22 protein-coding genes are annotated in these 20198 nt (G+C 56.5%); 9 read left to right on the top strand and 13 right to left on the bottom strand.

What is annotated here, in order from left to right; translation table 11 throughout:
* The first annotated feature begins 141 nt into the window (after window positions 1-141).
* From JCM2850_RS10620 to JCM2850_RS10655, 8 genes are all read left to right on the top strand, one after another.
* On the top strand, window positions 142-801 hold the full coding sequence (locus tag JCM2850_RS10620) for a hypothetical protein (protein ID WP_025871750.1): 660 nt from the start codon (window positions 142-144) through the stop codon (window positions 799-801).
* Complete coding sequence (locus JCM2850_RS22820; protein ID WP_234406204.1) at window positions 802-1101, top strand: biotin/lipoyl-binding protein; 300 nt, start codon at window positions 802-804, stop codon at window positions 1099-1101. It abuts the gene before it with no gap.
* A complete protein-coding gene (locus JCM2850_RS18650) occupies window positions 1083-1973 on the top strand; it encodes an efflux RND transporter periplasmic adaptor subunit (protein ID WP_081775032.1) in 891 nt (296 codons plus the stop codon). The genes JCM2850_RS22820 and JCM2850_RS18650 overlap by 19 nt, the downstream gene beginning before the upstream one ends.
* Window positions 1970-3928, top strand: coding sequence for a MacB family efflux pump subunit (locus JCM2850_RS10630; RefSeq protein WP_025871751.1), 1959 nt, complete (start codon window positions 1970-1972; stop codon window positions 3926-3928). Before JCM2850_RS18650 ends, JCM2850_RS10630 begins: the two co-directional genes overlap by 4 nt.
* 43 nt (window positions 3929-3971) lie before the next feature.
* On the top strand, window positions 3972-5363 hold the full coding sequence (locus JCM2850_RS10635; protein ID WP_025871754.1) for an efflux transporter outer membrane subunit: 1392 nt from the start codon (window positions 3972-3974) through the stop codon (window positions 5361-5363).
* A 45-nt stretch (window positions 5364-5408) separates the two neighbouring features.
* Entirely contained in the window at window positions 5409-6014 is a 606-nt protein-coding gene (locus tag JCM2850_RS24300; RefSeq protein ID WP_439645861.1) for a sigma factor, read from the top strand.
* On the top strand, window positions 5954-6937 hold the full coding sequence (locus JCM2850_RS10650) for a FecR family protein (protein ID WP_234406205.1): 984 nt from the start codon (window positions 5954-5956) through the stop codon (window positions 6935-6937). The genes JCM2850_RS24300 and JCM2850_RS10650 overlap by 61 nt, the downstream gene beginning before the upstream one ends.
* A 107-nt stretch (window positions 6938-7044) precedes the next feature.
* Window positions 7045-9501, top strand: coding sequence for a TonB-dependent siderophore receptor (locus JCM2850_RS10655; RefSeq protein ID WP_025871759.1), 2457 nt, complete (start codon window positions 7045-7047; stop codon window positions 9499-9501).
* A 368-nt stretch (window positions 9502-9869) separates the two neighbouring features.
* Here JCM2850_RS10655 and JCM2850_RS10660 read toward each other — a convergent pair whose 3' ends face one another.
* The 10 genes from JCM2850_RS10660 to JCM2850_RS10700 all read right to left on the bottom strand — a co-directional run bounded on the left by JCM2850_RS10660 (window position 9870) and on the right by JCM2850_RS10700 (window position 17789).
* A complete protein-coding gene (locus tag JCM2850_RS10660; RefSeq protein ID WP_148301242.1) occupies window positions 9870-10145 on the bottom strand; it encodes a hypothetical protein in 276 nt (91 codons plus the stop codon).
* Between the two features lie 14 nt (window positions 10146-10159).
* Complete coding sequence (gene tauD, locus JCM2850_RS10665; RefSeq protein WP_051525374.1) at window positions 10160-11038, bottom strand: taurine dioxygenase; 879 nt, start codon at window positions 11036-11038, stop codon at window positions 10160-10162.
* Window positions 11039-11107: 69 nt separating this feature from the next.
* The gene (locus JCM2850_RS21940) at window positions 11108-11398 is read right to left on the bottom strand and encodes an ABC transporter permease subunit (protein WP_369384879.1); all 291 of its coding nucleotides are present in this window, start codon (window positions 11396-11398) and stop codon (window positions 11108-11110) included.
* Window positions 11305-12012, bottom strand: coding sequence for an ABC transporter permease (locus JCM2850_RS18660; RefSeq protein WP_199898314.1), 708 nt, complete (start codon window positions 12010-12012; stop codon window positions 11305-11307). Before JCM2850_RS18660 ends, JCM2850_RS21940 begins: the two co-directional genes overlap by 94 nt.
* The gene (locus JCM2850_RS10675; RefSeq protein WP_025871765.1) at window positions 12009-12791 is read right to left on the bottom strand and encodes a taurine ABC transporter ATP-binding protein; all 783 of its coding nucleotides are present in this window, start codon (window positions 12789-12791) and stop codon (window positions 12009-12011) included. The genes JCM2850_RS18660 and JCM2850_RS10675 overlap by 4 nt, the downstream gene beginning before the upstream one ends.
* Complete coding sequence (locus JCM2850_RS18665; protein ID WP_199898315.1) at window positions 12788-13576, bottom strand: taurine ABC transporter substrate-binding protein; 789 nt, start codon at window positions 13574-13576, stop codon at window positions 12788-12790. The genes JCM2850_RS10675 and JCM2850_RS18665 overlap by 4 nt, the downstream gene beginning before the upstream one ends.
* Complete coding sequence (locus JCM2850_RS21945; RefSeq protein ID WP_199898316.1) at window positions 13474-13929, bottom strand: hypothetical protein; 456 nt, start codon at window positions 13927-13929, stop codon at window positions 13474-13476. The genes JCM2850_RS18665 and JCM2850_RS21945 overlap by 103 nt, the downstream gene beginning before the upstream one ends.
* 7 nt (window positions 13930-13936) lie before the next feature.
* Window positions 13937-14272, bottom strand: coding sequence for a DMT family transporter (locus JCM2850_RS10685; RefSeq protein ID WP_036265982.1), 336 nt, complete (start codon window positions 14270-14272; stop codon window positions 13937-13939).
* Window positions 14273-14354: 82 nt separating this feature from the next.
* Entirely contained in the window at window positions 14355-16658 is a 2304-nt protein-coding gene (locus JCM2850_RS10690; protein ID WP_025871768.1) for a TonB-dependent receptor family protein, read from the bottom strand.
* Between the two features lie 180 nt (window positions 16659-16838).
* Window positions 16839-17789, bottom strand: a complete 951-nt coding sequence (locus tag JCM2850_RS10700; protein WP_025871771.1) for a CysB family HTH-type transcriptional regulator — start codon at window positions 17787-17789, stop codon at window positions 16839-16841.
* A 198-nt stretch (window positions 17790-17987) separates the two neighbouring features.
* Between JCM2850_RS10700 and JCM2850_RS10705 the strand changes: the two genes are divergently transcribed.
* Window positions 17988-18227 carry a DUF2789 domain-containing protein gene (locus JCM2850_RS10705; protein ID WP_025871773.1) on the top strand — a complete coding sequence of 80 codons (240 nt, stop codon included), beginning with the start codon at window positions 17988-17990 and terminating at the stop codon, window positions 18225-18227.
* 53 nt (window positions 18228-18280) lie between these two features.
* Here the strand turns inward: JCM2850_RS10705 and JCM2850_RS10710 are convergent, their stop codons facing one another.
* From JCM2850_RS10710 to JCM2850_RS10720, 3 genes are all read right to left on the bottom strand, one after another.
* Window positions 18281-18640, bottom strand: a complete 360-nt coding sequence (locus JCM2850_RS10710; protein WP_025871775.1) for an MDR/zinc-dependent alcohol dehydrogenase-like family protein — start codon at window positions 18638-18640, stop codon at window positions 18281-18283.
* A gap of 4 nt (window positions 18641-18644) precedes the next feature.
* On the bottom strand, window positions 18645-18977 hold the full coding sequence (locus JCM2850_RS10715; RefSeq protein WP_025871777.1) for a hypothetical protein: 333 nt from the start codon (window positions 18975-18977) through the stop codon (window positions 18645-18647).
* Window positions 18978-19396: 419 nt separating this feature from the next.
* A complete protein-coding gene (locus tag JCM2850_RS10720) occupies window positions 19397-20197 on the bottom strand; it encodes an SDR family oxidoreductase (protein ID WP_025871778.1) in 801 nt (266 codons plus the stop codon).
* Between the last annotated feature and the right edge of the window lies 1 nt (window position 20198).

The raw sequence follows: 20198 nt of genomic DNA on the forward strand, positions 1-20198 counted from the left end.
CTTAGCCAGCTGGAATCACAAACGGGGCCTGGTGCCCCGTTTTTTATTTCAGGTTTTATTAGGTTTTATCAGGTTTTATTTTTCTGGCAGGGTGTCTGTTTTTCATTCTCGCGTGTCATTACAGATAAGAAGCACAAGAACATGGAAAAAAGACATGACATCACACTGGGCGCGCCTTTGGGCGCTATTGGCATTGAGCTGCTGAGCATTATCACGCCTGCGCAGGCCAATTATCTGTGGCTGGAGCAGGCTGAAGACGGCATTAAAGGTTATTGGGGCTTGTATGAAAGCGAGCGCCTCAACCCTGCTGGCCTGACGGCCACCCGCGCCTTTTTGCAGGATGGCGCAGACTTAAACCTCACGCGCACGGCTGAAGCGATTGCCATAGCCAGCCCGTCCGCGGCAGACCTCAGACTGAGTGCGCAGGCTGTCAGTGCAGGCAATGTGCTGAATTTCTACCAGGCCAGATTTGGCCGCGAGGAAACCAAGGCCGTCAATGATCTGGAACTGGTGCCCACCACCAGTAACGGCAATACCTTCAAGCTGGTGTGGAAAGGCACAGTGGTCGCCGCCTCTCAGGTCAACGTCACTACCAGTGCGGGTTGGCTACGCAGCCTCAAGCCTGCCGAGGATGGCAGTGTCAGTCTGGAGACGCCTTTCCCCGGTTTGTATCTGCTGGAAGTGACCGCACGCGTCAACGGCAGCATGACTTACCAGGGCAAGAAATATGAGGATGTACGCCATACGGCAACCCTGAGCTTTGTGGTGCCTGCGGCATCCAGCGCTGAGGCCAGGCAGTAAATGGCGCGCAAACGCATAGGCATATTGCCCTTATTCTTGTTGTTGCTGGCCTTGGGCTTGATTGCGGCCTGGGTGTGGTGGGATGGCCGCGTGCTGCGCGCTTTTGAAACCAGCGATGCGCAGCGTGAGGATATAGAACATACCGTCACCGCCATAGGCACGTTGCAGCCGCTGAGCTATGTCGATGTGGGTGCCCAGGTATCCGGGCAGATCATGCAATTGCATGTGCTGCCAGGCACTGAGGTGAAAAAAGGCCAGTTGCTGGCGGAGATAGACCGCGCGTGCCGCAGGCCACGGTAGATGCAGGCCGTGCCGCGCTGGCAGGCTTGCAGGCGCAACTGGAAGAGCAACAGGCGCAGTGGGAGCTGGCCAGACTGCAATCCGAACGTCAGCAGCGCATGGCTGCCGATGGTGCCACGCGCAGCGAAGAAGTGCAGCAGGCCGAGGCTGCGCTGAAAACCGCGGCTGCACGCATCAAAAACCTGCAGGCGCAGATCGTGCAGACCCAATCCACCTTGCAGGGGAATGAAACCCTGCTCGGCTTTACCAATATCTATGCGCCCATGTCCGGCACTGTCATCTCCATAGAGGCCAAGGCCGGGCAAACCTTGAACGCCACCTATCAGACACCTACGCTGTTACGCATTGCCGACCTCTCCACCATGACGGTGTGGACCGAGGTGTCAGAAGCCGATGTACGTCAGGTCAAACCCGGCATGGCGGTGTATTTCAAGACCCTGGGTGCGGACGACAGGCGCTGGCAGGGCACGGTGCGTCAGGTGCTGCCTGCACCGCCCAAGCCAGAAGGCACCAGCACCAGTACGCCACTGGCCCCCAGCAGTAACAAGGTCATTCTCTACACCGTACTGTTCGATGTGGATAACCCCGATGGCGAGTTGATGCCACAGATGACGGCGCAAGTGTCGTTTATTGTTGCAGCCGCCAGGCAAGTGGTGGCAGTGCCCGTGCCTGCGCTGACGGCCATAGAGGGTAAACCCGGTCAATTCCAGTTGCGTGTGCTGGGCGCTGATGATGAGGTGCAAACCCGTGAGGTCAGCATAGGCGTACGTAATCGCCTGCGTGCCGAGGTGCGGTCTGGCGTAGAGGAAGGCGAGCGCATCATTACTGGTGAGAAGACAGAAAATCGCGGCCCGCGGAGATTCCAGCTTTGAGCGCTGGTGCAGCTGATATAGCGCATAGCCCGCCACTGATTTCGCTGGCAGGGATACGCAAGCACTATGGCGGTGGTGATAAGCCTAAAGTTGATATCTTGCACGGGCTATCACTGGATATCCACGCCGGGGAATTTGTAGCGATAGTCGGTAGCTCAGGCTCGGGCAAATCAACGCTGATGAATATCCTCGGCTGCCTGGATAAACCCAGCGCGGGTAGCTACCACTTTGCCGGACGTGATATCGCCGAGTTTGATAGTGACGAACTGGCCTGGCTCAGGCGTGAGGCGTTTGGCTTTGTGTTTCAGGGTTATCACCTGATTGCCACCGAATCGGCGCAGGAAAACGTAGAAATCCCTGCCTTATACTCAGGCGTGCCCGAGGCAGAACGTGCTGCGCGTGCGCAAGCGCTGCTGGAGCGGCTTGGCCTAGGTGAGCGCATGCAAAACCGCCCCAACCAGCTTTCCGGTGGTCAGCAGCAGCGGGTATCTATCGCACGTGCGCTGATGAACGGTGGCCGCATCATTCTGGCGGATGAACCCACTGGCGCGCTGGATAGCCGCAGTGGCGAAGAAGTCATGCAATTGCTGGCCGAGCTGGCTGACAAGGGCCACACCATCATCCTCATCACCCATGACAGAGAGGTGGCCGCGCGCGCCCAGCGTGTGATTGAGATACGCGATGGACTGATTATCAGTGATCAAGGTAAGCGGCCAGCCAAATCCGGGCCGGGTTTTGACATGCATTACCGTGCCGAGCCTGCGCGCTGGCGCGGCGATATGCTGGAGGCCTGTCGCGCTGCCTGGCGTGTGATGTGGATCAACCGCTTTCGTACCGCGCTCACCTTGCTGGGCATCATCATAGGCGTAGCCTCGGTGATTGTGATGCTGGCCATAGGCCTGGGCACCAAGCAGCGCGTGGTAGAGAAACTGGGCGCGTTTGGCTCCAACCTGCTGTATATGAGCTCCATAGGCGAAAGCTCGCGAATCCCGGGCCGCAGCATCACCCTGGCTGACCTGGAGGCGATACGCGATATTCCGCAAATCGCTCATGTGCTGCCCAATGTCACGGGTAACAAGGTGGTGCGCTACGGCAATACCGATGTGCAGACCTATATCCGCGGCACGGGTGCCGAGATGCCACGCATACAATCCTGGCCCACGCGCTATGGCGAGTTTTTCAGTGAAGAAGACGACCGCAATATGGCAACCGTGGCCGTGCTCGGGCAGAAAGTCGCGCACAACCTGATGCCGGACATAGAAAACCCGGTGGGCCAGACCATACTGATAGGCAATGTGCCGTTTCAGGTGATAGGTATGCTCAGCTCCAAAGGCGCACTCACGGGCGACAAGGATGAAGATGACCTGATCATGATTCCCTTCACCACTGCAGGCACGCGCGTGTTTGGCCAGCGTGAGCCCACCTACACCATCATGCAGGTTGCGGATATGAAGGATATCTTTGCGGCGGAAAAAGCCGTGGATGAATTGCTGTTTGCGCGCCACCGCATCCGTGATTACGGCATGCGCAATGCCGCCGCCTCAATTGCCGCCGAAGCCGAAACCCAGGACACCATGCGCCTGATGCTGGCCTTGATCGCCGCCATTTCCCTGATTGTCGGTGGCATAGGTGTGATGAATGTGATGCTGATGACGGTGCGCGAGCGTACGCGCGAGATAGGCATACGCATGGCCACAGGGGCACGCCAGAGCGATATCCTGCACCAGTTTCTTACCGAGGCGGTGCTGGTCTCCACCGTGGGCGGCGTTACTGGCGTTGTGTTGGGCCTGGGCATAGGCGCTGCGCTGATTTTCTGGGATGTCCCGGTCATCTTTTCACTGACGGCCATTGCCGGGGCCTTTGGCTGCTCGGTAGTGACCGGACTTATTTTCGGCTTTATGCCCGCACGCCAGGCGGCGCGGCTGGACCCCGTTGTAGCTCTCGCTAATGAGTAGGCTGCGCTTTTCAATAAATAAGCTGCGCTTGCCAATGAATAACATGAAACCATTTACCCTAGCCCTGCTGCTCGTGCTGTTGCCTGCTTGCCGCAACCTGCCACCGCAAACACTCAAGCCGCAAGATACTGTGGCCGCCCCCGCACAATGGCGGCATGCAGGGAGCACAGCGCCAGATGCCCAAGCCAGCCAGCAGGCGGCATGGTGGCAAAGCTTTGGCAATGCCGAGCTGAATGCGCTGATTGCCAGTGCAGACAGCGCAAGCTTCAATATCGCGGCGGCGGCAGCACGGGTAAGGCAAGCCCAGGCGCAAGCCGTGGTGGCGGGTGCGCCACTGCTGCCCGAGGTTAATGGCAGCGCCAGCCTGGGCAGGCAGCGCCCGCTGGCCGGGCTGGGCAATAGCGCACCCTTGAGCCAGTATGGCGCTGGCATTGCCGCCAGTTATGAGATTGATTTCTGGGGCAAGAACCGCGCAGCCTATCAGGCGGCACTGGCCAATCTACAGGCCAGCCAATATGACAGCGACACCATAGGCCTCACGCTGCGCGCCAGCATTGCCAATAGCTGGCTGCAAACCACAGGCTTGCGCGAGCGCGTGCAGATTGCAGCACGCAATCTGGAAAACGCCGAGCGGGTGTTGCAGTTGGTACAAGCGCGCTTTGCAGCAGGTGCTGCCACCGCCATAGAGTTGGCGCAGCAACGTGGGCTGGTGGCGGCGCAGCAACGCAGTCGTGCCTTGCTGCAACAGCAGGCAACGGCGGCAGAGGCCACACTCGCCACCCTGCTGTCACGCCCGGTGACTGCGTTGGAGGTACAGAGCAGTAGCCTATTGGCATTGAATATTCCGCAAGCCCAGGCAGGTTTGCCCTCGCAGCTATTAATCCGCCGTCCGGATATCGCCCGTGCCGAAGCCAGCCTGCTGGCAGCGGATGCCAATATTGAGGTGGCGCGTGCAGCCATGCTGCCTAGTATTTCCTTGACTGCTGGGGTTTCTACGCAGAGCGAGCACTTACGTGGCATGTGGAGTAACCCACTTTACAACCTGGCGGCCGGGCTCACTGCGCCCATCTTCAATGCGGGCAGGCTGGCAGCGCAGCGCGATGTGGCCCTAGCCAGACGCGAGGAGTTATTGGCCAATTATCGCCAGGCCATTATCAATGCCTTCAGCGATGTAGAACTGGCGCTTAACCTCATCAAGGGGCTGGAGCAGCAGGCCCAGGCGCAGGCGCTGGAGCTGGAAAATGCAGAACGCGCATTTGCGCTGGCAGAATCGCGCTACCGTGCCGGGGCCGAGACCTTGCTCACCATGCTGGATACCCAGCGCACGTTGTTTGCCGCGCAGGATCTCAAGCTACAGTTACGCCAGCTCAGATTGCAATCCTCGGTTGATCTCTACCGTGCCCTGGGCGGGGGCTGGCTTGTCAGTACAGGCTAAAACAGCATAAAATGAGAATTGTTTTTATTAGCAGATCTCATTTTCATGTCCTCCACGCCGCCCTCGATCACCCAGCGCATGACCGCGCTTTACAGTGATCATCACGGCTGGCTGTTTGCCTGGCTGAGAAAAAAGCTGGGGTGCCCGCATGAGGCTGCAGATCTGGCGCAAGATACTTTCATGCGCATCCTCAACTCGCGCGATGCCCTGCTGCAAATGCAGGAGCCACGCGCCTATCTCACCACCACCGCCAAGCATTTGCTGCTTAATCAGGCCAGACGGCGCGCCATAGAAGAAGCCTATCTGGCCGGGGTGATGGCGCTGGGCGAGCAATATGCCCCCTCAGCCGAGCAAGTACGGGCTGCGGTGGAAGCACTGGAGCAAATCAGCCTGGTATTGCAAGGCCTGGCGCACAAGCCAGGCAGGCCTTCCTCATGCGCTACCTCGATGGCATGGCCCATGCCGAGATTGCCGCGCAATTGCAGGTATCAACCAAGATGGTGCAGAAGTATCTGGTGCAGGCGCTGCTGCATTGCCATGCGGCGCTGGCAGAACCCGCCAAGGTGGCAGGTTAGTTGGAGATGCACTAATTGCAAGCAGCCACCAACACCATGCAAGCCAGCATTGCGGCCCAGGCGGCTGACTGGCTGACCCGGCTTGAGGATGCCAGCGAGGAAGAACTGCGTGCTTTCCATGCCTGGCAGCAGGCTGACCCGCGCCATGCTGAGGCCGTGCAGTCCATGCAGGCCATGATAGAGCAGCTGGAAGGCTTGCGGCCCCAGCGCGACTCTGCCCATTCCGCCCTCAGTGCAGGCTGGTCTGTGAACAACAAGGCGCATACCCTGCGCAAGCACGCCACTACCCTGACGCTGGGCTTGCTCGCACTCGCCTTGCCCACCTGGCTGGCCTTGCAACATTTCCCCCTGGATTATCTGTTGGCGGATATCCACAGCGGCACCGCACAATGGAAGACGCAAACCCTGGCAGATAACAGCCGCATCACCCTCAATAGCAATAGCGCGGTGGATATTGATTTTGATGCCAGCCAGCGGGTGATCACGCTGGTTCAAGGCGAGGTGCTGGTGGATGTGGCAAAGGATGCGGCGCGGCCCTTTATCGTCAAGACCGCCCATGGCAGCGTCACCGCCCTGGGCACCCGCTTTATTGTCAGCCGTCAGGCCGATGTCACGCAGTTATCCATGCTGGAATCCCAAGTCAAGGCCATGCCTGCCACTGAAAGCAGCCCTGCTGTGGTCAGCCAGGGCCAGGGCATTGCCATACACAGTAATGAGCTTGGCCCTGTGCACAGCATAGACGCTGCCAGCCTGGAAGACGCCTGGCGCCTGCACCAGCTGGTGGTGCAGGATAGACCCTTGCCCGAGGTGCTGGCTGCATTGTCACGCCATACGCATGGCCATATCAGCTATGACCAGGCCAGCCTGCAACACCTGCGCGTGACGGCGGTGCTGCCGCTGGATGATAGCCAGCAGGCGCTGCAACTGTTGGCCGATAGCCTACCCTTGCGCATACGCAGCTATACGCCGTGGTGGGTGATGGTGGATGCACGGCCATAGGCCACTTATGCGACATCAAAGCTAAGCATTTTTTTCCTGAATGGTTCCAGTTTTCAATTGCTGCGTGTCTTGGTAATTGAACGTTAACCTAGGGACAAGATTAAAAAATGCGATTCTCCAGCCATTTCAGGCTCAGCCCACTCGTACTTGCGCTGCAACTCTCCTTCACCCCTGCTGCCCTCATGCTGGGCAGCAGCCTGGCACAGGCAGAGAGCAGTCAAGCCGAGCAAATCAATTACGATATTCCCGCTGGTGCACTCGCGCCTGCCCTCACCCGCTTTGCGCAACAGGCTGGCATTTCGGTGGCGGTCGATGCACAAGCACTCAAAGGTCTCAATACCCGCGGCCTCAAAGGCAGCTATCACTTAAACGAAGGCTTTGGTCTGCTGCTGGCAGGTACAGGCTACGCTGCGGAAAAGACCAGCGCAGGCTATGCCTTGCGCAAGGCAGCCAGCGTGCATGATGAGCACACCCAGCAAAATGGCGCAGCCTTGCCAGAAGTGACGGTCAAGGCCAGTGCCGAGCGCGAATCCCGCGCCACCAGTGAAGGCACAGGCTCATACGCGGCACGCGCCGTAACTGTGGGCAAGGGTGAGCAATCCCTGCGCGATACCCCGCAGTCGGTCACCGTGATGACGCGTCAGCGCATGGATGACCAGAACCTCACCACCATTGACAATGTGCTGATGCAGGCCACAGGCGTGACCCGCCAATTCCGTAACTACGGTCACAGTCTTTATTACTCGCGTGGTTTTGCCCTTACCAACTTTATGCTGGATGGCGTACCCATGGGGGATTACGGTGGCATAGGCACTGCACCTGACACTGCCATGCTGGATAGAGTGGAAGTGCTGCGTGGTGCTCCAGGCTTGCTGGTGGGTAATGGTGATCCTGGTGGTGTGGTGAATATGGTGCGCAAGCGTCCGCAGGCAGAAAAGCAGATTCAGCTCACGGTGCGTGCAGGTAGCTGGGATTACTATCGCACCGATGTCGATATCACAGGTGCGCTCAATGACAGCGGCAGCGTGCGTGGCCGCACTGTGGTGGCGTATGAAGACAGGCAATATTTCTATGATGAAGCCTCATCCAAGCTACCGCTGTTTTACGGCATGCTGGAGGCAGACCTAGGCGCTAATACCACGGCTGCCGTGGGCATGCGTTACCAGTATCTGAAGCAGCAAGGTGGCCGCTGGCGCGGTGGCTTGCCTGTTTCTACCGATGGCAGCGATCTGGGCTTGCCGCGTTCCACTTCCCTGGGGCCGAGCTGGACCAGCTACAGCAGTGAAACCACGGAAATCTTTGGTGATGTCACGCATCATTTCAACGATCAATGGAAAATCAAATTCAGTGCGCTGCATCAAAGCAATGATAGAGAAGACCACATCATGCGCACGGCGGGCTACGTCAACCCGCAGACCATGACAGGCTTGCAACTGACGCGCGCGGAGTTCTCCAAGGTCAAGTTTGAAACCAATGCGGTGGATGCGCAGGTCCATGGCAAATTTGATGCCTGGGGCCAGCAACATGAGGTGTTCTTTGGCGCTAACTGGCAGGAAAACGAGACACCATCAAACCGTAATTCCAATGTTGCTTACAGCCCAGCGCGTGGCATCAACCTCAACAACTATGATCTGTCATCGCTACCCAGACTGTATGCGGGTACATATGGCGCACCTTACTCCTCGCGTGAAATTCGTCAGGGCGTTTACGGCAACCTCAAGCTACAGGTGGTGGATGCGCTCAAGGTGATTCTGGGAGGGCGTGTCAGCTGGTATGAATATGAAGACTCGACCAATGTCAGCAGAAAGCAGACTCATGAAGTAACGCCGTTTGCTGCGGCCATGTTGCGATTGAATGAGCAATGGTCGCTGTATGGCAGTTATACCGATATCTTCAGTCCGCAAAGCAGCAGCTTCACCTCCAGTGGCAGACCATTGGATCCGGCAATAGGCACCAATGTCGAAGCGGGTATCAAGGGTGAGTTCTATGGTGGCAAACTGAATACCTCCTTGGCCGTGTTCCGCATCAAGCAGGACAATATGGCGCTGACCGACCCGGCTTTCATCACTGGCTGCCCAGGTTCACCAACGGGTGGTGGTTGTTTCATCAATGCAGGCAAGGTCAAGAGTCAGGGCTTTGAGGCTGAGATTAATGGTGAGTTAAGCCCAGGCTGGCAGGTATCCGCAGGCTATACCTTTAACGATGCCGAGTATCTGCGCGCTTCCGGCAGCAATGCCGCAGGCGATAGGCTCAGCTCTGATCACAACCCAAGGCAGTTGCTACGTAGCTGGACCAGTTATCGCCTGCCAGGTAGCTGGGAAAATCTTACGGTGGGCGGTGGCTTTACTTTGCAAAGCGAAACCTCCTACATTGATGCTGGGGTAGAGCGTAAACAGTCCGGCTACTCAGTGTGGAATGCCTATGCCAGCTATAAGCTGGATAAGCAGTGGACGGCTGCGCTTAACGTCAACAATCTGTTCGACCGCCATTACTACACCTCGCCAGGGGCCTCCATGTATGGCGAACCACAAAGCTTGATGCTGACACTGCGCGGTATCTTCTAGCCAGTCTGTCTCAGCCGCTGCAATGAAAAAGGCCCTGACTACAGTCAGGGCCCGGCAGCTCAGGCAATCTTTCAGTCTTTCGGGGGGAACAGATGATAAAACCAAGCTACCCCCGCACTTTAAGCAGGCCATGTGACGCTTATATGGTCTGCATATGATGATTAGATGACAGAGATTTGAACTACGGATGAGTATGAGCTTAAAGAACTAGCACACTAAAGCCCTATTGCGAATATTGTTGACAATGATTCTTATTTAAATCACGATAGCAGCTAAACATTATTGGCACTCTAACTTTCTCCGCCAATCATGTACTCCAGGCCAGCACAGCCATGCTGGCCTTTTTTTTGTCCAGGATTTGGTCTGGATCAGCTAAACCAGTGGCTGATGACGATGAGGTCAAACACAACAAAAAAACAGTATTGCAGAATCAAGCGGATATCCTGTAGGCAGCTGAATACCATCAGTAACAAGGAGTGAGAGATGGTGAGGCCTATGATGCCCAGGCGCTGGTGGCCCAGCACTAGGGCACAGCCCGACACAATATAAATAATGGTGGTCAGCCATTTCACGCCATGGAAGGGCCGGGTACGCCTCCGCCCTTGCAAGGCAGGCTCTGGCCCGCTGACTTGCTTAGTTTGCACTTGATTCAACCAGGTCAGAATGGCTTTTCACCAGTGATGGTCGCGCGGTGCACGATGCGCCTATGCGGCAGGTAGTCACTGATGGCGATATGCTGAGTGATGCGGTTATCCCAGAACACCACGTCATCTGGCTGCCAGCGCCAGCGCACAGTGAATTTGGGGTGTGAGACGTGGCGGTAAAGGAATTGCAGCACGGCATCACTCTCGCGGCGGCTCAGTTCATTGATGTGCTGGGTGAAATCCTCGTTGACGAAGATGGCCTTGCGCCCGCTGACCGGGTGGGTGCGTATCACCGGGTGGCTCACCGGAGGGTTGTTGTCCTTGGCCTTTTGCCAGTGCACTCGTTCTTCTGGCGTGCGGGCATATTGCTCCTCGGTAAAGGAGTGAATCAGCGAATGCTGCGCAGTCAGCCCGGCGAGAAACTGCTTGAATGGCTCGCTCAAGGCTTCATAAGCCGCAGTGGCGCTGGCCCAGAGCGTATCTCCGCCCACTGGCGGCAGTTGCTTGATGGCGAGTATGGAGCCCAGCGGTGGGCGTTCTATGCAGGAAACATCAGAATGCCAGTTGATGGCATCGGGCGGATTCTTGCCGTGGGTATCCAGAATCAGAATCTCTGGCCTTTCGGCCACATGCGGGTAAATCGGATGCACATGCAAATCGCCAAACTGGCGCGCAAACTCATAATGCTGCTGCGAGTTAAGCGGTTGATTGCGGAAGAACAGCACTTCATGCTCATGCAGCAGTGCACTGATGGTGTCGCGCAACACCGGGTTGGGTGCATCGCTAAGCGAGATGCCAGACACCTCGGCACCCAGGGCGCCAGTGAGGCGCGTGACCTGCAGGCGGCTGATGTCCGTGGTGTAAGCTGAGGAGGTATGAACTGCGGTAGTCATGTGGTCGCTATCCTTTGAGTTGAGTAAGCGTAGGTATGTAAGCGTGGCTATGTAAGCGTGTGATTAAGATCAGTGATCGTGCTGCCAGGGTGTGATCCAGGCTTGCAGGCGGCGCAGGCCCAGTTCCATGGCCAGGGCGACAAAGGCGATGACAAAAATGCCTGCCAGCACCACATCGGTGATCATGAATTTGGAGGCGGTATAGACCATAAAGCCTATGCCTTCGGTGGCGGCAATCAATTCTGCTGCCACCAGAGTGGACCAGCCTATGCCCAGCGCAATGCGCAAGCCAGTGAGAATGTCAGGCAAGGCACTGGGCAGAATGACATAGCGCAGCAATTGCCAGCGCGTTGCCCCCAATGAGCGCGCTGCCTGCAGACGCTCACCGCCACGCGCTTGACGCCACTGGAGGTAGCAATCACCAGCGGGGCATAAATTGCCAGCGTGATCAGCAACACCTTGGATAGCTCGCCTATGCCAAACCAGATCACCATTAGCGGCAGATAAGCCAGCGGTGGCACTGGGCGATATAGCTCAATCACCGGGTCCAGCAGGCCACGGCCTATGCGGTTAAGGCCAATCAAGAGACCAGTAGGAATCGCCAACAACAAGGCCAGCCCCAGGGCCGAGGCAATGCGCAACAGGCTGGCGCTCAGGTGTGCGCCCAGCGTGACATCCATATAGCCGCTATCAAACAGGGTGAGCAGGGTGTGAAACACCGTGGAAGGCGCTGGCAGCAATAATTCGGGTATCCACTGGAAATGACTGGCCAGCCACCAGGCCAGCAGCAGGCTGAGCAAGGTCACCGTGGCCAAACTCAGTTGATGACTAAGGCCATGTTTGAGCCAGTATTGCCAGGACAAACCAGTTGGCGCCACAGCACTAGCCGGGGTGGCGGTTTCAACCAGAGTGCTATCCAGATTGGCGGCTTCAAAAGGGTTGCCTGTGAGTTCAGGCAGTTTGCTGCTGCTCATACGGCCTCCGTCTGCGCAATGATGTGCTCCAGTATCAGGCTGCGTGCCTGGCTGAAGGCGGGGTCTTGCTTGATGCTGCGCGCGCTCTCGCCTGCGGCATAGCGGCGGGCAAAATCAAAATAGTGTCGGCTGACGATACGCCCTGGCCGTGGAGAAAAAATCAGCAGTTCCGTAGACATCATCACCGCCTCTTCTATGCTGTGGGTGATGAGGAACATGCCAGTACCGCTCTTTTGCCAGATATCCAGAATCAGGGTTTGCATCTGCTCACGCGTCAGCGCATCCAAGGCCCCAAGCGGCTCATCCAGCAGCAGGAAGAACGGGTTGGCGGTGAGCGCTCGTGCCAGGCCCACGCGCTGGCGCATGCCGCCGGAAATTTCATTGATGCGGTGTTGCGCAAATGCAGACAGCCCCACCAGTGCCAGCATTTCTTTGGCACGTTCACGGCGCTGCTGGCTGGGGATGCCGCGCAGCGTCAGGCCAAAAGCGGCGTTATCCAGCACGGTAAGCCAGGGAAACAGCGCATCGTCCTGAAACACCACGCCACGGTCAGAGCCGGGGCCAGTGACGGCCACACCATCAACGCTAACGCGGCCGCTGCTGGGGGTCTGAAAACCTGCCAGCAGCGATAGCAAGGTGCTTTTGCCGCAACCCGAGGCACCGAGGGCCACGACAAAATCACCCTGGCCTATGCGGACTGAAACCTCACTCAAGGCATGCACTGGCCCGCGTGCACCGTCATAGGTCTTGCTGACATGCTCGGCAATCAATTGGCTCATAATGCCTCCGCGGCGCTGGTGGCTGGGCCTGCCAGCGTGTTGAAGGCATCGTTGCGTGCCTGCTTGGGCAAGCTGTTAGGCATGCTGCTGGCGCTGGAAAGTTTGCTGCCCTGGCTGTGTGCCGCCTGCGTGACATATTTCGTATCGATGATGTTGCGGTAGTCAGGCAGCACGCGGTCTATCTTTTTCTGTGCCTTGAGGAAGTCGGCAGTGCTTTGCAACACGCGCGCCAGGCCGCTGGCTTTGTCATTGCCTAGCAACTCAGCGGCCAATTGTTCCTGCGCGGTGGGGAAGCGGCTGCCCTTGAGCAGTTGCGGCAGATCGGCCGCACGTGAGCCGCTGATGCGCGCGATGGCCTGAATTTGCGGTGAGGATGGCGTCCAGCGGTGGCCGTATTCGCGGTATTCCAGATTGGCTGCCAGAGTGACATCAGCAAAGGCCTGCACAAATTCCGGATATTGCTCGGCAAAGGCATTGCGCACTATCCAGGCCTCAAAGGTCGGGCTGCCCCAGCGCCCGACTTCTTCAGAGTCGGTCAATACCTTGCCGCTCTGCTTGATGGCGCTCAGCGCCGGGTCCCAGGTATAGGCAGCGGCGATATCGCCGCGCTTCCAGGCGGCAATGATTTCAGTCGGCCCCAAGTTGATGATCTTGACCTGCTGCGCGTTCACCTGCCAATGCGCTAGCGCTGCCAGCAGGCTGAAATGGCTGGTGGAGACATAAGGCGTGGCAATGGTTTTGCCCGCCAGGTCTTGCGGCTTGAGGATGTTGCTGCCATCACGCACCACCAGGCTTCTGAGCTACCGATGACGCCGCTGAGCACAAAGGCTTTGACTGGCAGGCCACGGCTGGCAAAAGCCGCCAGCGGGCTGGAGCCAACCAGGCCGATATCCACATCGCCTGAGGCCAGGGCCGTGGCAATGTCGGCGCCGTTATCAAAGCGTTTCCAGACAATCTTGCTGCCTGTGGCTTTTTCATAGCGCCCTTCCGCCTGCGCCAGCTTGGAGGGGTTGGCACCATATTGATAGGCCACGGTCACCAGCTTAGGTTGGGCGGCATCCACGGGTAAAGCCAGGCAGGTAATCCATAAGGCAATGACCAGGATCAGGGGAAATGGCAGGCGATTGAACAGACTCATGGCAGACTCACTGGCTAACAGAATGGGAAAACAGTTGCAGGACAATGACACCGCTCATGATCAGGCTGATGCCTATGATGGCGGGTACATCAAGTTTCTGGTCGTAGAGCACGAGGCCGATCACGGCCAGCAGCACTATGCCTACGCCAGACCAGATGGCATAAGCCACACCCAGGGCAATGCCGCGCAAGGCCAGGGCGAGGAAATAAAACGCCGCGATATAGCCGAGTACAGCGATCACGGATGGCAGCCATAGGCTAAACCCCTCGCTGGCCTTGAGGGCGGAGGTGGCGATGATCTCGAAGATGATCGCCAGGCCCAGATGTAGGTAATGCAGTTGCATGGTGGATATCTAAGTCTTGCCTGTTAACTGAGGTGCAGATTCTGGCTGGATTGGCGGGGCAGACCCTGCCCCGCCGCGCTGGCTAGAAATCAACGCCGAATTTCACAAAACCAGTGCGTGGTGTACCCGCAATGAAGAGATAGGCTTCACCGTTGGGATCACTGGCTGGGGTTGGGTTATCGCCAAAGGCGTAGTACTTCTTGTCAAACAGGTTGTTGATGCCAGCCTGGATATTGAAGCCGCTGATAATGCCGACCTGCTGCTTCCAGCGATAACCCGCCGAGGTGTCCCACAGCACATAAGCGTGGGCGGAGTTATCGTTGACGTAGGTGTAGTAACGCTTGCCGGTGTAATTGCCGCCAAAGTTGGCAAAGAAGCCATTGTGCTGGTAGCTGATTTGCGAGTAGGCCAGCACCTTGGGCGCATCCACCACTTGCTTGCCGCTGCTGCGGTAGGTAGTGGTCACGCCACTATCAGTGGTGCTGAAGTCATCCTTGTATTTGAAATCGTTGTAGCTCAGCGAGTTGTACCAGCGGAAACCCGGGGCAAACTTCCAGTCGAAGGATGCTTCGATACCATTAGTTTGCACTTCACCCACATTGGCCAGTACCGAAGGGTTGCCCTGTATGCCTGTGCCTTGCTGCAAGGCCAGCAAACGGTTCTTGAAGTCTATGTGGTAAATGGTGACGCCAGTTTCAACTTCCTGATTGCGGAAACGCCAGCCTGCTTCATAGGTGATGGATTCCTCAGGCTTGATGCTGTGCTTGATCGCATCAAAGCCTGCCTGCGTGGTATCAAACGGAGAAGTGCCCCCTTTGACGATGCCGCGATAGGCACGGATGTTTTGTGCGGCGCTGGCAAAGAATTCATTGCGTTCATCCAGCTTGAAGTTAACACCTACTTGCGGCAGGAAGCCCTTCTTTGCTGTCAGTGAGCCATCTTGTACCAGGGTGGTTGCCTCGGTGTCGTCCTTGGCGCTGATGCTGGTTTTGCTATATGGCGACTTGAAACCTGCGCTCAATGTCCACTGCTCATCCAGCTTGAAAGTATCCTGGGCGTGGAATTGCAGGGTTTCGGTCTTGAAGGCGTAATTCCAGTTGGTGGAGAAGGGGTTGGAAGGCCGTCTGTAGGGCGTGCTTGGGCCGTTGTCCTGCGCGTAGAAGCGCATGGCATGATCAAAATCATTGTGCTCATACCAGAGACCAGTTTCCAGCTTGTGTTTGCCAGCCTGCACGGTCAATGCACTCAAGGCGCCAGAGCGATTGATATCAAACTCCAGCGTGCGCAGAGAGATGGGGGTGCCGCCTGGCGAGGCACGGTAAGGTGTCCACCAGGTGCCTGTACCCTTCTGGTCGTGATGATAGATGGTAGTTTTTAGCGAAACATTATCGCTAAAGGAGTAATCCAGCGTGGCCCCGGCCAGCCAGTCACGGCGTAATGTAGACCCGTTGTAATAGGCATCGTCGGGGCTGGTGATATTGCCGGAAGAACCATTTTGCGCCACTTGCTTGGCCAGATCCCAGTTGGGTGCAAAGAAGTCCCAGTCGTAGCCCAGGCGCGAAATGCTGCTCTTGGACAAATCCATATAATCCGCGGCCTTTTGGTCTGAGAAATTGACGAAGGCGGAGAAGCGCGCATTGTCAAAGTCCTTCACCAGACGGGTGTTGACCTGTTGTTGCTCCTGATGGCCGTGGCCTGTCCACTTGTCCAGATTTTGATCGGTATAGCTCAGCGAGAACTTGGCACCGTTTTGAAACAGACCGCTATCAAAACGGGCATAAGTGCGGCGCAGCAGGTTGGAGCCAAAGGTCTGCTCGGCGGTGGCCCCGCGCTTGTCGGAGGGGTCCAGCGTATAGAACTGCACGGTACCGCCCAGATTGCTGGTAGAAGCTGTGCCGAGTGAGCCTGTGCCTTGCGACAGCACCACGCGGCCTATGTTTTCGCTGGAAATCGCGCGGCTGATATGCAGGCCATTGAAATTGCGGTAACTCATGTCACCCAGTGGCACATCATCCAAGGTAAAACCAAGCTGGTTTTGCGAGAAGCCACGGATGCTGATGCGGCTGCCCCACTCGTAATTACCCTGGGCATCGACAGAATTGAAATTGACGCCAGGTAGGCGGGCTAGCACCTTGAGCGGGCTGGAGCCGGGGGTGGATTCGGCGATGTCGCTCTTGCCGATTTCAGAGACCTGACGCGTTTCGCCACGGCCAAACACGGTGATGGATTGCAGATTGGGATCGCTGGCTTCTTCTTCGGCATGGGCGGTGCTGATCAAGCTGGCACCCAATACGGTGAGACCTGAAGCCATGGTCATGGCGGTGCTGGTGCTGAGTACCCCTAGAATTGCCAGCAGTGTGGATTTGCGCCTGAACTGAGTCGGCATGTTATTCCCCTTTTGTATATATAAGCGGGCCTTTATAAGACCCAGTACGGCGAGAATAACGTCAGGCGTTTTCTGCCGTCCAACCGCCATTTTTCATGACACATGACTTTTGCTCATATGCCTTGCTACAGCTGGCTGGCAGCCGTGCGGCGGTGCTGGTGTTTGGGGAATGGCTGGTCATTATGCGGTGGCCTGAAACAACAAAGGCGCTGCGGACTGCTGCTGGCTGCGTATGGTGTCGCGGTTAAGTTCAGGCGCCAATCTGGCAATAAACTCATAGGCAAAATCACGCAGCACATGGTCACGGCGTAGCGCCAGACGCGTGGTGTTAGTACCAAACAGATAGCCGGCCTTGACCATGGCCAGGCTTTGATCGCGCTCAGGGTTGAAGGCCATATCGGCGAGTATGCCCACGCCCAGGCCTAGCTCTACATAGGTCTTGATAACATCGGCATCCAGGGCGGTGAGCACGATGTCAGGTTCAACCTCGGCGCGCTGAAAGGCTGAATCCACGCGCGAACGTCCGGTTAATCCGGCGTGGTAAGTAATCAGGGGAAACTCGGCCAGATCATGCAGCGTAATGTGCTGGCGTTGCATGATGGGATGATCTTTATGCGCCACGATGGCATGTTGCCATTCATACCAGGGAAAGGTCACCAGGCCTTCAGCCTGGTGCAAGCCTTCGGTGGCAATGCCGATATCGGCACCTCCCTCCAGCAGCAACTGGCTGATTTCATCCGGGCTGGCCTGATGCAGGGTCAGATGTACATCGGGGAAATCCAGCGCAAAACGCTTGAGATAGTTGGGCAAGGCATAACGCGCCTGTGCATGGGTGGTGGCCAGCACCAGATTACCCTTGGCGCTCTGCGCATATTGCGCGGCTATCTTCTGCAGGCTTTGTATATCCAGCAAAATGCGTTGCACTACTTCTTGCGTGGCCTGCCCTGCCGGGCTCAGGCCTACCAGGCGCTTGCCCGAGCGCTCGAACAATTCAACACCCAGCTCGTCTTCCAGGTCTTTGAGGCTTTTAGACACCCCAGACTGCGAGGTAAACAAAGCCTTGCCCACCTCGGTGAGATTGAACCTGTGGCGTATGGCTTCGCGAACGATACGCAGTTGCTGGATATTCATCCAGACAATATAGCGCTATCTTTTTATAATATTAAAAAATATTAAATAATATGCTTAGCGGATTAGGTTATTTGCAGCATGCTGTGATGAGGTATTGCTTGGAAGTACTTGGATAACTATTGGATGGCGGAACGGAGTCACCTATAGTGAGTCTATCCAGAATCAATCCTGCGACAACCAACCTAGAGCGTAGCCAATATGAGCCAGACCTTTCATCGTTTTTCCGAACTGTTTGCACAATTGGGCTTGGCCAGTGATGAAGCTGGCATACAGCAGTTCATACTGCAGCATGCCCCCTTGCCTCATGCAATCAACCTGGCGGATGCGCCGTTCTGGACCCCCTCACAGCAGGCTTTCCTGCGCGAGGGTTTGCTTCAGGATGCAGATTGGGCTGAGGTGATAGACCAGCTCAACAGCGCCTTGCGCCGAGAACTCTAAGCCGCCGTAATTTCTCTCGCCGTGAGCTCTCATTCAAATGAGGTGCTTACGACTTAGCCCGACAACAGCGCAGTAATGGTGGCAGTATCCAGCTTGCGCAGACAGATCAGATCACTGATATGGCTGATGCCCAAGGTCTGTAGCTGAGTGTCCCAGGGCTTGTGGTAATCAATCACATGGTTGGCGCCTTGATCCAGCAACCAGTGTTTCAGTTGCGGTGTGGCCGCAGTCGCAATCACTGTGACATTGGCCAGTTTTTTGGTGCGTGTTAATAACTCTGCACCTGCGCTGGCAAAAGCATCAATCAGCAATATATTGCGGGGTTTTTCTGGCGTAGCTCGTTCAGCTTCAGGCGCTTTACTACCAGTTCTGATGACATCAGGCTGGCATTTTGCATGGGTGACACGCTGCAATGGGCTAATGGGTCGATGATGCGCGAATCCAGCAACATGATTTCAGCCTGATTGGGCGGTACGGAGAACTGGCCACTTTGCCAGACTTGATCCCCGGCCTTGAATGCCTTGCTTTGTCACCTACCGACAGCGCCACCCAGAGTGCATGCCATGAAGCGCGTCTATCGGCTTGCTGTAGCAGGGCTTGCTGCGGCAGATTTTCATGCTCGGCAAAACCCAGCGCAATTGCATGTAGACCAACCAGTAACTCATGGCCTGCAGCATCGTGATCCTTGAGCACGAGGTCACTGAAGCTACCCGTGGTCTCGTTTTGTTGGTTGGCAGAGGAACTCACCATAAAAAACTCCTTGAATAGAAGACATGATGGAAAAACGCAATACAACACAATCAATCTCGACCACAGGTATAAGTATGTCTGATTAATACCGATGTGGGGACAGAAAAATTAATTGCAACTTGTCATTGAAAAATATTTTTTGCTTAATCTTTTTATTATAAATGCGCCTGGAATATTTTATAAGAAAAAATAATGCTAATGACTAAGCCAAACCCTTGTTTTCGTGAGATTACGCTACATGCTGTGGTAGGCATGTATGACTGACATGGTGAATGAAAAAGTAAGAGAAAAGACCAAAAAATAAATAAGCGAAACACTGTCACGGCCTATCGAGGCGTGAAGTATGGGTGGAAGGTCAGTCTGGATTGATCCGGCGTTCAACTAAGGACTAGTCACTACCGGGGTCTACAAAGGATGGATTATTCCAGCGGCACGCGTGGTTTGTGCTGGGTGTTACGTGTCAATCTATCCCAGAGTGCACGTGGAATCATGCGCAGCAAGCGCGCCACCCAGCCCATCTGCCACGGAATCACCACATAGCGTTTGCGCCTGGCAATGGCCTGGGCAAACTTGCCTGCGGCAATATCCGCCTCCATGATAAAAGGCATGGCATAAGGATTGACGTCTGTCATTGGGGTGCGGATATAACCTGGGGCAATGGTGGTGACGCCTATGCCGTGGTGCTGCATCTCGCTGCGCAGGCTTTCCAGATAGGTTATCGCAGCCGATTTGGATGCGCTATAGGCTCCCGCGCCTGGCAGGCCGCGTATGCCAGCCACACTGGCTATGCCTACCAGTTGTCCAGGGCGGCCTTGCGCCTGCATGGCTTGGATAAATGGCTGAAAGGTATGCACCAGGCCAAAGACATTGATCTCGAATATGGTATGAAAGCTGGCAATGTCTTCAGCAGCTTCAGTCAGCGTGCCGCGGCTGACCCCGGCATTGGCGATAACAATATCAGGCACGCCACCAATCTGCTGCATAAAGGCCTGCGCGGTTGCCTGCATGGCCTGCGGGTCGCGCACATCTACCTGATAATACAGGCAGCGACCTGCAGCAAACTCCGCCGCCAGCGCCTGCAAGGGTTCCAATCTGCGTGCTGTGACGGCGACCGTTGCACCCTGTTGCAGATAATGACGCGCAAGCGCCAGCCCGATGCCACTGGAGGCTCCGGTAATAAAAACCCGCTGGCTAGCAGCGGGTGTTGGTACAGGGTTCATG

Source organism: Methylobacillus glycogenes JCM 2850 (genome assembly GCF_000617925.1).
Lineage (GTDB): Bacteria > Pseudomonadota > Gammaproteobacteria > Burkholderiales > Methylophilaceae > Methylobacillus > Methylobacillus glycogenes.

What these genes read in the sequence shown, in the direction of transcription:
- JCM2850_RS10620 (WP_025871750.1), top strand. Translation starts at nt 142, where the DNA reads ATGGAAAAAAGACATGACATCACACTGGGCGCGCCTTTGGGCGCTATT.
- JCM2850_RS22820 (WP_234406204.1), top strand. Translation starts at nt 802, where the DNA reads ATGGCGCGCAAACGCATAGGCATATTGCCCTTATTCTTGTTGTTGCTG.
- JCM2850_RS10635 (WP_025871754.1), top strand. Translation starts at nt 3,972, where the DNA reads ATGAAACCATTTACCCTAGCCCTGCTGCTCGTGCTGTTGCCTGCTTGC.
- JCM2850_RS24300 (WP_439645861.1), top strand. Translation starts at nt 5,409, where the DNA reads ATGTCCTCCACGCCGCCCTCGATCACCCAGCGCATGACCGCGCTTTAC.
- JCM2850_RS10655 (WP_025871759.1), top strand. Translation starts at nt 7,045, where the DNA reads ATGCGATTCTCCAGCCATTTCAGGCTCAGCCCACTCGTACTTGCGCTG.
- tauD (WP_051525374.1), bottom strand. Translation starts at nt 11,038, where the DNA reads ATGACTACCGCAGTTCATACCTCCTCAGCTTACACCACGGACATCAGC.
- JCM2850_RS18660 (WP_199898314.1), bottom strand. Translation starts at nt 12,012, where the DNA reads ATGAGCAGCAGCAAACTGCCTGAACTCACAGGCAACCCTTTTGAAGCC.
- JCM2850_RS10675 (WP_025871765.1), bottom strand. Translation starts at nt 12,791, where the DNA reads ATGAGCCAATTGATTGCCGAGCATGTCAGCAAGACCTATGACGGTGCA.
- JCM2850_RS21945 (WP_199898316.1), bottom strand. Translation starts at nt 13,929, where the DNA reads ATGAGTCTGTTCAATCGCCTGCCATTTCCCCTGATCCTGGTCATTGCC.
- JCM2850_RS10685 (WP_036265982.1), bottom strand. Translation starts at nt 14,272, where the DNA reads ATGCAACTGCATTACCTACATCTGGGCCTGGCGATCATCTTCGAGATC.
- JCM2850_RS10690 (WP_025871768.1), bottom strand. Translation starts at nt 16,658, where the DNA reads ATGCCGACTCAGTTCAGGCGCAAATCCACACTGCTGGCAATTCTAGGG.
- JCM2850_RS10700 (WP_025871771.1), bottom strand. Translation starts at nt 17,789, where the DNA reads ATGAATATCCAGCAACTGCGTATCGTTCGCGAAGCCATACGCCACAGG.
- JCM2850_RS10705 (WP_025871773.1), top strand. Translation starts at nt 17,988, where the DNA reads ATGAGCCAGACCTTTCATCGTTTTTCCGAACTGTTTGCACAATTGGGC.
- JCM2850_RS10715 (WP_025871777.1), bottom strand. Translation starts at nt 18,977, where the DNA reads ATGGTGAGTTCCTCTGCCAACCAACAAAACGAGACCACGGGTAGCTTC.
- JCM2850_RS10720 (WP_025871778.1), bottom strand. Translation starts at nt 20,197, where the DNA reads ATGAACCCTGTACCAACACCCGCTGCTAGCCAGCGGGTTTTTATTACC.